Source organism: Paenibacillus sp. NPDC093718, assembly GCF_050279985.1.
In the GTDB taxonomy this organism is placed as follows: domain Bacteria; phylum Bacillota; class Bacilli; order Paenibacillales; family Paenibacillaceae; genus Paenibacillus_AQ.
Genome location: NZ_JBNNUS010000005.1, coordinates 80,696 through 95,234, shown reverse-complemented (window position 1 = coordinate 95,234; position 14,539 = coordinate 80,696). Strand labels below are relative to the sequence as shown.

At 53.9% G+C, this 14,539-nt stretch carries 13 protein-coding genes; all 13 read right to left on the bottom strand.

What is annotated here, in order from left to right:
* Window positions 1-101 precede the first annotated feature (101 nt).
* A complete protein-coding gene (locus ACQKPA_RS16240) occupies window positions 102-680 on the bottom strand; it encodes a YecA family protein (protein WP_427493642.1) in 579 nt (192 codons plus the stop codon).
* A 333-nt stretch (window positions 681-1,013) separates the two neighbouring features.
* Complete coding sequence (locus tag ACQKPA_RS16235) at window positions 1,014-1,562, bottom strand: SGNH/GDSL hydrolase family protein (RefSeq protein WP_427493641.1); 549 nt, start codon at window positions 1,560-1,562, stop codon at window positions 1,014-1,016.
* Window positions 1,563-1,676: 114 nt separating this feature from the next.
* On the bottom strand, window positions 1,677-2,993 hold the full coding sequence (locus ACQKPA_RS16230) for an ABC transporter substrate-binding protein (RefSeq protein WP_427493640.1): 1,317 nt from the start codon (window positions 2,991-2,993) through the stop codon (window positions 1,677-1,679).
* A 193-nt stretch (window positions 2,994-3,186) separates the two neighbouring features.
* Window positions 3,187-4,143, bottom strand: a complete 957-nt coding sequence (locus ACQKPA_RS16225) for a glycoside hydrolase family 113 (RefSeq protein WP_427493639.1) — start codon at window positions 4,141-4,143, stop codon at window positions 3,187-3,189.
* Between the two features lie 36 nt (window positions 4,144-4,179).
* Window positions 4,180-5,010 (bottom strand): carbohydrate ABC transporter permease, encoded by an 831-nt coding sequence (locus ACQKPA_RS16220; protein WP_427493638.1) that lies wholly within the window; start codon window positions 5,008-5,010, stop codon window positions 4,180-4,182.
* Window positions 5,007-5,891 carry a carbohydrate ABC transporter permease gene (locus ACQKPA_RS16215; protein ID WP_071221331.1) on the bottom strand — a complete coding sequence of 295 codons (885 nt, stop codon included), beginning with the start codon at window positions 5,889-5,891 and terminating at the stop codon, window positions 5,007-5,009. Before ACQKPA_RS16215 ends, ACQKPA_RS16220 begins: the two co-directional genes overlap by 4 nt.
* A gap of 114 nt (window positions 5,892-6,005) precedes the next feature.
* Window positions 6,006-7,511, bottom strand: a complete 1,506-nt coding sequence (locus ACQKPA_RS16210) for a response regulator transcription factor (protein ID WP_427493637.1) — start codon at window positions 7,509-7,511, stop codon at window positions 6,006-6,008.
* Window positions 7,504-9,381, bottom strand: coding sequence for a sensor histidine kinase (locus ACQKPA_RS16205; protein ID WP_427493636.1), 1,878 nt, complete (start codon window positions 9,379-9,381; stop codon window positions 7,504-7,506). Before ACQKPA_RS16205 ends, ACQKPA_RS16210 begins: the two co-directional genes overlap by 8 nt.
* Before the next feature lies 1 nt (window position 9,382).
* Window positions 9,383-10,441 carry a LacI family DNA-binding transcriptional regulator gene (locus ACQKPA_RS16200; RefSeq protein ID WP_427493635.1) on the bottom strand — a complete coding sequence of 353 codons (1,059 nt, stop codon included), beginning with the start codon at window positions 10,439-10,441 and terminating at the stop codon, window positions 9,383-9,385.
* A gap of 234 nt (window positions 10,442-10,675) precedes the next feature.
* Window positions 10,676-11,818: an SGNH/GDSL hydrolase family protein gene (locus ACQKPA_RS16195; protein WP_427493634.1), complete on the bottom strand. Its 1,143-nt coding sequence runs from the start codon at window positions 11,816-11,818 to the stop codon at window positions 10,676-10,678.
* 75 nt (window positions 11,819-11,893) lie between these two features.
* Window positions 11,894-13,309 carry a radical SAM protein gene (locus ACQKPA_RS16190; RefSeq protein ID WP_427493633.1) on the bottom strand — a complete coding sequence of 472 codons (1,416 nt, stop codon included), beginning with the start codon at window positions 13,307-13,309 and terminating at the stop codon, window positions 11,894-11,896.
* 17 nt (window positions 13,310-13,326) lie between these two features.
* Complete coding sequence (locus ACQKPA_RS16185) at window positions 13,327-14,115, bottom strand: prolipoprotein diacylglyceryl transferase family protein (RefSeq protein ID WP_216533097.1); 789 nt, start codon at window positions 14,113-14,115, stop codon at window positions 13,327-13,329.
* 68 nt (window positions 14,116-14,183) lie between these two features.
* Complete coding sequence (locus ACQKPA_RS16180) at window positions 14,184-14,447, bottom strand: B-box zinc finger protein (protein ID WP_194541141.1); 264 nt, start codon at window positions 14,445-14,447, stop codon at window positions 14,184-14,186.
* Window positions 14,448-14,539 lie beyond the last annotated feature (92 nt).

Here is a 14,539-nt window from a genome sequence, read left to right as displayed (position 1 = left end):
TAAACGCAAAATGACCGCCCCGTTTGAGTGGGAGCGGTCACAGCTATGAACCTGAATGCGTAAATGCTGCACTCATACTATGGAGCTTCACTTTGGCAGTGCTAGCGTCCCAAGGACAAGTCCTTGTCCACTTCGCTATCGGATTCCTCATCCTCGACGTTCGCGTCGTCGCCGGATGCAGCTACGCCATCCATGAAATCTTGAATCTGACCGCTGTTGCGGGTCAATGTAGCAACGGAAACCTCATGCTTCTTCGCGATATCAGACTTCGTTGTTGAAATGTTAAGCGATGAAGTTACTATATATTCTAACGCACTTGCATATCCGCCCTGTTTCCGGTACTTCGGATTGGTTTCTCTGGAGAAGCTGTTCCAGACCATCAGAAGGCTGAACACTTGAAACAGCTGCTGATCATCCTGCAATTCGTAATCCCGGCAGATTTGAGGAAACACAGACTCTGCAAGCTCACGATGCTCATCAGCGTTCCAGTCCATCCATCCCAGCTTGTCGTTAATCATCTGCCGCAATTGATCGACCTGTAGCTTAGGCTCTGCTGCTCTCGCACCAGGGAACTGGATGACTTTACCGTATACCGTGCGTTCATCTCTTTCAAGACAACATCTTTTGTACTTTTTCCCGCTTCCGCAGTGACATAGATCGTTTCTTCCTAGCTTTTTCATTTCCTAGCTCCTATTTGAATGATTTCTTCTATTATACATGGAAAATACGAAAATGCGCATCCCAAGCCTGTAGACCCTTAAGGCATGCCGGCCTTCCGCGTCATAACACGCTCTTACAGGGGGGGCTTCCGATAAGAAGGTGTCCAGGCAAGTTAGATAGCAAAAAAGCGCGGGTCCCCTCTATGAAAGCCGCGCCCCTTCATATTATTCTATAATATCGTCATAACGCAAGTAGGATGTAACAAATTTGTTAGAACCTATAATAGACTTATGCCATTTTTGGTAAAGATTCCATAGATTCGCGCCTTAAGGCTCATTGGCCTGGTCCAAACGTCACAGATAGCGACCGAGCATCTCCACCACCGAGTCGGCGCACATCTGGTATCCTTCCTGGTTCAAGTGAAGGCGGTCATCCGACAAATAACCGCTCAGATCCTCTTTGACCTTGGCGTTCAGATCATGAATCGTAATGCCCATCGGCACAAGCGCCTCCATCGCTGCCTGATTGTAGGCGTCAATCTCTTCATTGCTTCTGCCCTCGGATTGCGGATGCACCGGTGTCGTCGTGGCAAATACGATATGCGCATCTGTCCGCTGCAGTTCGTGGGCAATCCGCTTCAAATTGCTTACATAATCGGTGATCGGCGTCAGTAATTCATCCCTCGGAGCCTCGCGGTGCACATCCCACAGCCCATTGTTCCAGTGGACGATATCAGGCGTCCCCAGCTCTTTCATCCAGAGATTGACGCCCCACAGCGTATAAAACGAGAAGCGCCCGTTCTCCGCCGGTGCCACGACTTCTGCAAGGCCTGCCAGCCCTTCTCTAACGTAAGGCTCATATCCCTCCCGGATGGAATCGCCCAGCAACAATATCCTCTTCATATATCCGCCTCCTCTTCAATCCATCTATACTCGTAACGAAACGGCCTTATCCTGATCACCTCAGGATAAGACCGCTCGAGCAGCACTACGGCTGAACCTGTTGGTTCCTCCAGATTAATAGCCCAGTGCGGTTTTGGCTTCCTTCCACTTCGCATTCAGCTTGTCGAACGCAGCCTGCAGATCTTCTGCCACAATATATTCCTGAACATAATCGCCAGTACCGATACCGATTTGCGCTTTATTGGCGATCTCGTTAAACTTCGGATCGGTTGCTTCACTTTCGATCAACGTCGGATTGAACGATTGGAATTCGGCAAGCTGCGAGATGGAGGACTCTGCCGACTTGATGATCGGCATGAAGCCGGAATCTTCCACATAGCCGGATTCCTTCACGAAGAAATCGACCCAAGCCGTGGCAAGCTCTTTGTTCTTGCTATCTTTGCTGACGGCGATGAAATAATCCGAACCGAGCGGTGCGTTGTACTTGCCGCTATTATCATACGGGAGCGGGAAGAAGCCGATATCCTCCGAAGCTGCTCCTGCGCCGATCACCTGCGGGATTACCCAGTTGCCCAGGAAGTACATCGCCGCTTTGCCGGAAGCCACTTCGCCCTTCGAAATCTCCCAGTTGTTCGTGTACAGGTCTTTCTCTACCCATTCGTTCTGCACGAAGGTACGTCCAATATTCGCAAGAATTCCCCAAGCATTATCCACCTGGAACGGCGCTTCCTCGGCTACCTGCTTCGAGGCGAACTGCGGATCCCCGTTCACGTACCATGCGGAGTTATCCGCCCAGTTGCCCATCGTCCATTGAGCCCCGAAGTTCATGTACAGCGGAATAATATCCGCCGCTTTCAGCTTCTCCGCAGCCCCGTAGAGCTCATCCAGCGTGGTTGGCACTTTGTCGACGCCTGCAGCCTCGAATGCTTTCTTGTTATACACAATCCCTTGCGTATTCACGCCCGTGGAGATCCCATAGCGTTTCCCTTCGAAGAGAGTATTGTCCGCAAAATAGACATCCTCAAACATCGCATCCGGCAGCGGTTCAAAATACTTGCTGTACTCCGAGGTGGCAAGGCCTGTCGGAATCATCAGCACGTCGCCGGCTTCTCCCGTGGTCAGACGGACCTGAATATCCGTCGCATAGTTCGTCAATCCTTCGAATTCAATTTCGGCCTTCGGATATTTTGCTTTGAAGGCTTCCACGTATTTGTCCAGCGTGCCGTCATTCACCAGGTCGGTTCGGTGCGTCAGCACCTTCAGCTTGCCGCCAAGCTCCGCTTTGCCGGATGCCTCGGTCGGCTCGCTGCCTGCGTTATTGCTCGGCGGCGTCTCGGTGCCTGCATTATTCGTTTTATTTCCTCCGCAGGCGGCCAAAATGGATGATACGGTTAAGAGCAGAAGCAGTGCCATCGTGAATCTTTTTTTCATTTCGTCTTCCCCCTGTACTATGAATGTATTACGCTTCCTGCATGCTCATGAAGCGCTTACTGATATCGCTTACATTTCAAATGATAATCGCTAACACGCCCAAAACAAATGAAGTGTTTTTGTTTTTATTGTCATAAATTATGCTAACATATCATTTTCTTGTTAGGTTCCGGTAAGTCCAGCCGATAACAATTTAAACCCGGATTCCGGCAGCATAAAATGTCTTCACCGTCTCCTCGGCCAGCTTGCCGTACATGCAATAATCATCGTTCAGGGCCGCTTCCTCCAGGCCGTACAGCCGTGCCGGCCAATCCCACAGCATGTACCCCTGCATCCAATCCCGCTTGACGCAGGCCGCGAACATTGCTTCATAATACCGCCGCTGCTCCTCCTCCGACGGGCCGCCGGGCAGCGACCAATCGTTCGGTCGGGCAGCAGAGCCCTCGCGGCTCGGACAGCCGGCTTCCATGAAGAAGAACGGCTTGTTCCATCGGCGGACCGTGCCTTCGATCCGGTCCAGCTGCTCCTCCCACTGGTCGATCGGATAATAGCCGCTGGAGGAGATGATATCTACCGCATCCCACCAGTCCACGCGCTCCTCCTGATATTTATCGCAGTTATACGTCACCAGCCCACCGTAGACGCTTCTTACGTCCCCGATCAGGGCCCGCCACTCCGCATCCCGCTTGTCGGCCTGCACCATCTCGCAGCCCACGCACAGCATCTCGCAGTGCTCTTCCTCCGCGATTTCGGCATAATGGCGAATGAATTCCCCATAGGAGCGGAACCATTCGGCCCAGCTCGGTTCACCGGGAACCTCCTCGTCGAAGAAGTTAATGTGGGCCCGCCATGTTCCGTTCGCGACGTTCACGACCGGCTTCAAGCACACCTTGAGGCCCAGGCTCTTGGCCTTACGGATGGCCCATCGCACCTCATCATCCGTCACCGTCGGTTCCTCCCGGAACGGGATTTCCGTCGACTGCGGCGTTGCCTGCACGGCAGACAGCGCAATGGCCACCCAATTCACGTTCATGTCCGCCATGCGTTCCATGGAGAATTCCGCCTCGGGTCCCGTCCAGGAGCCCCGTACGCCGGTCCACCCCCAGGTCATGCCGCATACTTTTTCCGTCCACGTGTTCGTCGAGTTCATATATCGAGTCTCCTCTTCTACATCGTCTAGTGTTCGTTATTTGACCGCTCCGTTCGTAACCCCCGCAAAAATGTACCGCTGCATGAACAAGAACAACACGACCGTCGGAATGAAAATAATGAGAATCCCTGCCGAGATCACGTTCAGCTGTGCCGCGTTCGGACCGATGAAGGAATAAATCGCGGTGGACACCACCTTCAGGTCTTGACTCGGCATATACAGGTACGGCGTGTAAAAATCGTTATAAATCGAGATGCTCTTCAGAATAACCAAGGTGGCCGTAGCCGGCGCAAGCAGCGGGAAGATGATGGAACGGTAGATTTTGAACAGGGACGCCCCCTCCAGCATGGCGCTCTCATCCAGATCCCGCGGGATGCTGTTGACGAATTGCAGATAGATGACGATCTGGAGCACGTCGGCCCCCAGGTACAGCAGAATCGGCGCAAACATCGTGTTGTAGGCCCCCAGGCTCTGGATGACGCTGAAGGTAGCCACTTGTGTCGTGACCATCGGGATGACCTGAGCGACCAGATACATGCCCATAATGGCTTTTTTCATCTTGAACTCAAACCGTCCGACGGCATAAGCGACCATCGTGCCAAACAGGATATTGCCGACAACCGAAATGACCAGCACGATCAGGATATTGCGAAAGCCCAGTCCCAAATCCCCGATATCGATTACCCGCTTAAAGTTCTCGAAGTTAAAGAAATTATCCGGTAGACTAAGGCCTGATTGATAATACTCCACCTGGGTCTTGAACGCCCCCACAAAGATGGAGTAAATCGGGAAAAACACCACGAACAAAGCAACAACCAGCGTAAAATAGTTGAACATCATAAAGCCAAGCGAGCGTTCCCTTCTCATGATTGCTTCTCCTCCCTGAACAGCAGCTTCCGCTGGATGACAATGAACAGCAGCACGATAATTAGCAGGACAACCGCCATCGCCGAAGCCAGTCCAAAGTTCTGATACTTGAACGCCGTGTCCACCGTCTTGATGACGAAGGTCGACGTATCGTTCGCCCCGAGCAGCATCACAAACGGAATATCGAACGCTTCGAGCGCACCCGTCAAGGTAAGGATGAGCATCAGCTCCAGCACGCCCCGGATGCTAGGCAGCGTGATGTAACGGAACTTCTGCCAGCCCGAAGCCCCGTCAATCGAGGCTGCCTCGTACAGGTCACCCGGAATCGATTGGAGCGCCCCGATAAAAATAACCATGTTCAGCCCCATGTACTTCCACATCGAGATGAACGCCAGGGCAAAATTCACGATCCCCTTATCGCCCAGCCAGCTCTGCTGCAAGGATTCGAGTCCAAGCGCGCCGAGCAGCGTATTCAAAGAACCGTACTCCATGTGATATACGTTCTTGAACATAATGACCGTGGCCACGCTGTGCAGCACGTACGGCAGGAACAAAGCAACCCGGAAGCCGTTTCTCCCCTTCAGCTTGCTTGTCAGAATGACGGCAAAATAGAGGGCAAACACGACCTGGATGAGGCCCCCGACCAGATAATACAGATTGTTCTTGAGTGAACTGAACACTTCAGGCTTCGTAAAAATTTCGACGTAGTTGTCAAAGCCGATAAAGTTCATATCCCAGCCGAGACCCGACCAGTCCGTCAAGCTGTAATACAACAGCGATAGTGCCGGATAATAAGAGAAGGTCAGTGACAAGAGCACCGGAATGGCAAGGAAACCGAACAGAATAAGATAGCGCTGCGTTTTATAACTGAAATTGAACACGTTCCCTTCCTCGCTTTCTTGATGAAATGGTACCGTTTTCAATCATTATAAAAGACAGCGCCCCGAAAAATAATAGACTTTGTTTGCTTTTATTGTCCTCAGTTTAGATAACAGTCACCTAACAAAATCGCGGTACTCCTTTGGTGTTTTCCCCGTCATTCTTTTGAATACTTTATTAAAATAAGCCGGGTCCGGGTAACCCACGCGTTCGCCGACCATATATGTTTTGAGTCCGTGATCCTCCTTCAGCAGCCGCTTGGCATGCTCGATCCGCACGGCGATACAATAGTCGGTAATCGTCTCCCCCGTTTCGGTTTTGAACAGCTTGCTCAAGTAACTCGGGGTCAAATAGACCAGATCGGCTAGGTGCTGCAGCTCCATTTCCTCGGTATAATGCTGCTGAATATAGGCTTTGATCGTCTCCACGGCCCGGTGCTCGCTCTTCCCTTGATCCAGAAGCCCGGTAGCCTGCTCAACAGCGCTCTTCAGTCGGCCCGCGAAGGAGCGCCAATTCTCGCTGTTCCCCGGCTCCAGGTTCCAATCCACATCCCCTGCCGGAATGCCCCGCTGCTTCATCTCTTCCGCCACATGTGATTCCAGGGCAAAACAAACCTCTCTCAGCTCCGCCCAGCCCGGCTGCAGGGAAGCCGTCTCATCCAGCCATGCCCGCAGCGCCGCCGGCAAGCGCGCATACTCGCCGGCACGCAGTGCCGGAAGCAGCAGCTTATCCAGCGAACGGACGAGCCGGTAGCGCTCTTCCTTCTGAACCGGCTGTCTGCCTTCCCCCCCACAGCAGCGCCGCTCGTCGCTGTACCAAGCCTGCTCCAGCACGCTCGCGGCTTCCCTATAGGCCTGCGGCAGCCATCGGCTTCCACTGAACACGCCGCTGATGCCTGCCTTCGCCGATGTGCCTGCGGGAAGCTGCTGCAGGAGCATCGCAGCCCATTCCCTTACGATATTCGCATGGCTGGATTCTGCAATGGACACCAGGATCGCCTGCCGTTCCCCTTCGCAGTCGATAATTTTCCGCTCAGCCCCCCAAGCCGATGTCCATTCAAGCAGCCTCTCTTCCACGATTTCCGGGAATGTGCGAAGTAGGATGACCGCATAATATCCGTGGAACAGCGCCTGCTGATCCAGTCGGTCGCAGACTTCCTCGAACAAATGCCCCGGCATTTTTCGCTGATCCGCGCCTAACAGGAAGCTCACCAGATCGTCCGACTCCAGCTTGCGCTCGTTCTGCTCGCCCTTGACCTGCTCGTCAACGTTCTCCAGCATGCGAAGCAGCTCTTTCATGTTGACCGGCTTGAGCAAATACTCCAGGGCTCCCTGCCGCATGGCGGTCCGGGCATATTCGAAATCGTTATAACCGCTCAGCACGGCGAATTTGGTATGGCAGGCCATCTGCTTGATATTCGCCATCAGCTGAAGCCCGTTCATTTGCGGCATTTTGATATCGGTAATAACCAGATCGGGCTGCAGCTCATGCCATTGATCCAGCAGCTCCTGACCGCTTGCGAACGTCCCCACGACGCGGTACTGCTCGCCTGCATCCTGTATGAGCTTGCCCAGCCCTAACCTGATCCGTTCCTCATCATCCACCACTGCAATGTTAAGCATTCGCAAGTCCTCCTGTTCTCGGTTCTTCTGTATGGTCCGCGGGAAAAGTAATCCGAACGGAAGTGCCCTGCCCTTCCTCGCTGTCTACGGCAAGGCCGTAAGGTCTGCCGTATCGGAGCTGAAGTCTCTCATGCACATTGCGCAGCCCAATCCCCCGGCCGTCCGTACCTTGAGGCTGCACCTGATCCAGCACGTGGCGCAGCCTGTCAAGCGCTTCTGCCGACATGCCTAACCCGTCATCCGTTACCGTAAAAACATGGTCCGTGCCATCCATGGCATAGGTAATGGTCAGATGGAGCACGGGTTTGTTCTCGTCAAAGCCATGATTGACGGCATTCTCGATAATCGGTTGAAACAGCAGCTTCATCACCTTAATGGAATTAGCTGCCGGATCATCCGGCAATGTCAGCATGAATCGCTCGCCGTAACGGTAATTGAGCAGCTCGATGTAGGCTTTGACATGCTCCCACTCGTGCTTCACCTCCACGACCTCGCTGCCGGCATGAATGCTGTAACGGAGCTGCTGGCCTAACAGCTGAACCATATCCCCCACCTCATGATCATCATGAAGGACGGCCGTCATCCGGATCGTCTCCAGTGTGTTGTAGATAAAATGCGGATTGATCTGATGCTGAAGACGCTCCAGCTCCGCCTCCTTCTTCCGCTTCTCGATCGTGTAAATATCATCAATAAGCTGTTTGATGCGTGCCATCATCCGGTTGAACGAAACCCCGATCAGCGATGCTTCGTCACGCCTTCGGACCGGGAACACCACATCCAGCTTACCGGTCTGTACCTGCTTCATCAGATGGACGATGGACCGCAGCGGTCTTGTCAGAGCATAAATCAGAATCAGGGAAATGATGAGGGCAAAGCTGGTAACCCCGACAGCCGCAGCGATCGTAATTTTGCGGGTCTTAAGCGCATCCTGCATCAGCTGCCGCTCCGGCACCGTAATCAGGATCAGCCAGCCGGTCTGCTCGGATTTCCGGTAAACGACAAGCTGCTGCTCCCCGCCAACCTCAAGCCGAAAGCTCCCTTCGTTACCGGTGGCCTGGGTAAGTGCCTCATTATCGGTCATGCTGCGGGACAAATATTTCTTCTCACTGTCATAGATCACGGTCCCGTTGTCATCCAGAATGAAGGTGGTGCCGTGCGTCGTTTCCTCCAGGTCGGTGACGATGTTTTCGATCACGCCGATGTTGGCATCCACCACGATGGTGCCGATGGAATGGTACGATTTATCGATAATGTCACGGACGACCGTGAACATATACTGCTTGCTGCCGGCGGACACGGCGATCTCCTGCGTGCTGACCAGCACGGGCCGGCCGCCGGCCGCCGTGGCGAGCTTGCGCCAGTTGTCATAGTACTGCTGCAGATTCGAGCGGTTCCCGCCGCTTTTGACCACGTAGTACGGGTTGCCGAAAAGGTCGAACAGATACACGTTACTCGTGCCTTCCTTTATGTTGTTCATGAAATAGATGCTCCGCTCGACCTTGCGCGTGATCTGGAGCTTCAGCTCGCTCTCGTTCAAGCTCGCCGATTCCTTCGGCTGCCCCTCCGCCTGGTAATGCCGATTCGACAGCTCAAGCCCTGACTGAATTTCATTGAGGTACGAGGGAATGATCGAAATTTTCATCATATCGGTCACGTAATCGTCCAGCTTGCCCATCATTTTGCTCGACAGCTGGGACACGTAGGCGACCGTATTGTTCTCGATGGTGGCCGTATAGCGTTCTGCCGCAAAATACGTGATGAGCCCGATCGGCAGGATGATCAGAAACAGAAAGATCACAAACAGCTTCCGGTCCAGACGCCCGGCCGGCCGCTCCTTCCATAGACGGGCAATGCAGCCGCGCATATTCATCTCAATCGACCTTCTTGGCATAAGCCGTGGATTCGCGGAGGATGAAGTCGCCGGCAAGCAGTATTTTTTCCAGCGGACTATCCGGCTGCTCCACCCGTCTCATCAACATCTCCACCGCCCTGCGTCCGAACGCCTCCTTGTTGACATGGATGGTGCTCAGAGACGGGGTCGCAAAAGCCGCATCCTCAATGTTGTCAAAGCCGGTAACCGAGCAATCGGCAGGCACTTTGGTACCCAGCTTGCCAAGGACCGTCATAATGCAGATGGCAATGGAGTCGTTCGCGCATACAAAGGCGGTCGGCAGCTCATCCATCCGACTTATAATCATCTCCAGCGCCTCCGTCATTTCGGAGCGGTTGTCCCCTTCGAAGCTAAGCAGCTCCTCGTTCTGATTCAGCGGGATCCCCTGCTCGCCGAGAACGGAGCGGTACCCTAGATAACGATCGGTGAAGCTGCGCGAAAACCGGACGTTGCCCACGAACTGAAGCTTTCGATGCCCGCACCCCGTTAAGTAATTGGTTACCCGTCTCATGCACTCCACATTGTTCATGAACAGGGAGTCTGACGGAATCAGCGGATCTTCATGATCGATCAATACGAAGGGGATATCCAGGCTGCGGATTTCGAGGAGCAGCTGCGACGAGATGAATCCGACGCCGATGATGCCTCTCACCCCGCTCGGATTAATCAGGTTCGCAAAGCTGTCCTTGAATTGGTCGGTCACGATGATCATCCCCGTCTCCCTCAGCTCAAGCTCATTTGTGATTCCATCGATAATTCGTCCCCAATACAGGGAATCGCGCGTCTGATAACGGACATTCGGAACGAGCACGATAACGGTCTCCCTTGCGGCAAGGGTGCCGCTGGCGTTAGTTTCGTTCTTTTTGCCTCCGGCCTTCGGCGACTTGTTGGCAAAATAGCCGAGTTGGGTCGCGACGTTCACGATTTTCTCCCTTGTCTCCAGACTGACGCCGGATTTACCTGAAAGCGCTTTAGAAACTGCGAACTTTGAAAGGCCGAGATGATCGGCAATTTGCTGCATCGTGACTTTTCCTGCCATAAGCTGCACACATCCTTTAGCATCATCGGTTAGTTATTAGTTATTTGTTATCATAACATTTCATTTATTAGGCAAACAATCAAAGCTTTTTGAATTAGGCGAGGGCACAGACAAAAGCCCGTTCCAACCAGGAACGGACTTGTAGCCTAATGATTCACCTTATTTACGTTTCATTGCGATAATGAATCTCCATACATAAAACCTACATACACCGATACGCTAACCTATGGACGGTTAACTGTCGGATCGTCCTGCTGCAGCGGCTCTATCGCCAATCACTTGCCTTAGCACAGGCTCAAGCCCATCCGCCATCAGCTTGAAGCCAAGGTCCGTCGGATGAACCCCATCAACGGTCGTTTCCCCGGGATCGTCACCTAACCAATCCGATCCATCCACAAACGTTAGGTTACGGTCTCCGGCTTCAATCAGTTCCTGAATGAGTTCCATCTGAAACTTTTTCCGCTCGAGCCGTCCTTCGCGAAACTCCGGCATAAACGACTCGGCTCCATGAGGGATGCGGGATACCAGGATGATGGGAACCTCGGGATGGAATTTCCGGTAAGTCTCGATATACTGCGGCAAGGTCTGCCGATAAGCTTCAGTCCCCCCGCAATTCGCCTCATAATCAATCACGAGACAGGCCGGCTCCGAGATTTGAGCGGCCAGTTCGGCAAGCTCCGGCTCTCCCTTGCCGTTCCCCGAGAAGCCCAGGTTGACAAACTCCAGATGGAGCCTGCGGCTTAAGATATTCGTGTACGACATGCCGGGCCGCGAAGCGCATCCGCCTTGCGTAATGGAGGTTCCGTATACAATCACTTTTTGGGAAGAATCATAGGATTCCGGTGCCCAGACCTCCGCATCTGGTTCAAGTCCAACCCATATCTCCTCGACGCCCTGGTATAAAGGCATGTTGAGCAGGAACGAACGTACTTTGCGGTCCACGACAGTGAAAAGGCTGCTCTCATACTCTACCTGACCTGGCTGGAAACGGGCAGTTCCTGCATGTTTCCACTCGCCCGGCCCGCCGATATACGCATCCACGCCGCACTCCCCCGTTGGCGGCATGTGATACATGCCGGATCCTGCGTTCAGCCGTACGCGGACCGAGACGCTCCGCGAATTCGTGCGGAAGCGGATCTGGCCGCCTGATGTGCAGTTCGCAAGCGTATCCACCTCCGGCCGGACGAGGACCTCAGGTACGGCGGGCAGCCTGCGATAGATACGTTCGGTGTCGAACCAGGCAAAGCCGGATACTCGGAACGGCTCCTCCAATGGGGAATACCATAACCGTTCGTCCGCCCCGGCGTTATCGATCTTCATGTTCTGATCCAACTGAAATGGAGACACTTTATCAGGTTCAGGGCTATTGTTCTGCACAATGTATCGCCTCCCTATGCAAGCTCGGATCGATTTTTCGTTTCATAGGCATGGAGTACATTACCTTAGGACCGCTTACCGGTCCCAGGCTGTGGCAACCTCTGCCTTCAGCTCCTTCAGCAGCTCTTCCTTATCGTCCCGGTAGAACATGTTGTAGGTATCAAACGGGATCATCCGTCCGTCGGGATGCATGATGTGGACGCAGGATTTCTTGACGGAGCGGACATCGAAGTTATGGGCATCCAGGAACTGCATAATAATGACCCGGAAGACGTTGTCATAGGTAATCTGCTCCGGTACGGCGGCCAGCGGCAAACAGCAAAGCAGGCTCTTCAGGGAAAGCGCAGAGGATTGCGGCGAATGGCCCGTTGACAGCAGCTCAAACATTTTGCTTCGGATCACCGGATCCTGCTCAGACACAATCGTGTTGCTGTCGCCCTCGAGCAGGATTTCCGGGTCGATCATCCGCGTCAACGGCAGCACTTCCCCGCCCAGCTTCAATGCGTAGCCCATCGCCAGGCAATCCGGATGGCAAGGCACCGGCAGAATGTCCGCATCCGTAAACACCTCGGACTGATCGATGATCATACGCCGGACTTCGCTCACGGTCAGCCGGTCCGTTGCCGGATCATACCCCTCCAGTCGGCCTGCGGCCTGAATCGGCTGAATAGTCACGCCGCGCACCGCTTTTTGCTGAAGTCCGTACTGAATAATGTCTCCGATCTCGCCGTCATTGAGGCCTTTCTTCAGCGTGACGACCAGCGTCGTGGATATGTTGAATTCATTCAGATGGTCGATGGCCTGCTGGCGGATGCGCCGCAGGTCGGCCCCTCTCAGCTCCTTCAGCACATGCGCCTCAAAGCTGTCGAACTGCAGGTAGATTTCGAAGCCAGGCATATATTCGGCGAGCCTCCGCGCAAAATCGCGGTCCTGGGCAATGCGGATACCGTTCGTGTTCACCATAATATGCTTGATCGGACGGCTCTTGCACATGTCCAGAATGTCAAAAAAATCCGGATGCGTCGTCGGCTCGCCGCCGCTGATCTGCACGATGTCGGGCTCCCCCTCGTTCTCGACGATCCGGTCGAGCATGAATTCGATCTGTGCAAGCGACCTGTAGGACGTGCGATGCGGCGACGATTCCGCGAAGCAGATCGGGCACTGCAGATTGCAGTGGTCCGTGATCTCCAGCAACGTGAGGCAGCTGTGCTGCTCATGGTCCGGACAGAGTCCGCAGTCGTAAGGACAGCCGTAACGGATCGGCGTATTCCAGACGAGCGGCATTTCCGACGGCTTGATGAACTTTCGCGTCTGATGATAATAATCGGCCTCGGTTGCGATCAGCACTTTTTCCGGACCGTGAACGAGGCATCTTTTGAGCATGTAGATCATGCCGTTCTCCTCGATGATCTTGGCTTCCACTTTGCGGTAACAGGTCGTGCATATGCTATTTGTCAGTTCATGATACAGATAAGGCCGGTTTTTTGGCATAATCAAGACTCCTTTGGTCAGCTTGGAAGATGGGAACCCGGCATCGATCGGCGAAGCCTATTTCTGCCGCCGATCAGCCACGCATAATAGATGAGGCCCGCGATGCAGGCTAATTGGATATTGTTCAGTCCCAGGTAAGGATGCGGCGTCGGCTTGATCCAGTCGATCACCAGGCGGAACAGCAGATACCCGGCCATAAACCATTGAAACATCCGCCCGGACACGTAGCCCTCGCGTGTGGATCTGCCGCGGCTTTGGCGGTACAGCGGAAGCAGCAGTAAGGCCAGCACGATCAAGAACAGAATCTCATACAGCTGAGTCGGGTGGCGATAAACCCCGTCGCCAAAATCCACACCCGTGAACCAGGTCGTCGGCGTACCATAGGTATGGTCATCCAGACCGGTCAGAAAACAGCCGATCCGGCCGAGTCCCAGGCCCAGCATCAGCGGGTAAACAAAATCATCGCCCGTGGAATGCTTCCATCCCACCAAGCGCTTCGTCAGCTCAACGCCGATCAATCCGCCCAGAAGACCGCCTACAATCGTCTTGCCTCCCCACAGCAGATGGAATTGGCGCAGCTGTTCCCAGGTGGCGGCCGGATCCTCCAGCCAGAATAGCAGCTTGGAGCCAATGGCCGCGCCGGCAATGATTCCAGCCAGAATCTGCAGGCTCATCAGCTTCGTCATGCCGCTCGGCCTGCGGGTCCATAAATACACGCGGAAGCCGATAAAGTAGGCCAGCGATTCAAACAGCACGTGCGGATGAATCCGCCAGGAACCCAGGTACACATAAACAGGAAACTCCATCTGTCCACTCCTTGATATCAAAACTTGAATTGGAAAAGCGATCTAACCGGAAATAGGCACGTGTTATTTTAATAAGAAAACAAGATTGCGCCGCAAATCGTCAGCAGCAGCAGCGCAAGGCCGCCCAAGATGGCCAGTATGGAGATGATCACGGTCACCCATACGTTCCTTTGCCGTCCCGGCATGCCGGGAGCGGGGTTCATCTCACCGCAGCGGTAGCGACAGCGGCCTGTTTCCGGATTATGGCATTCCTGACACACTGGCTTCCCGCAGCGTGTACACTGGGCAACGGCCTCCCTCTCGGGATGGTTCATGCAGCGGTAGAATTCCATCCAATCACCTCACTTGGCATTTAATCCCTATATCCCCTATTGTAAACGTTGCCGGAGAATTAGACTACCACCTACATTACGATGCTTGTCCC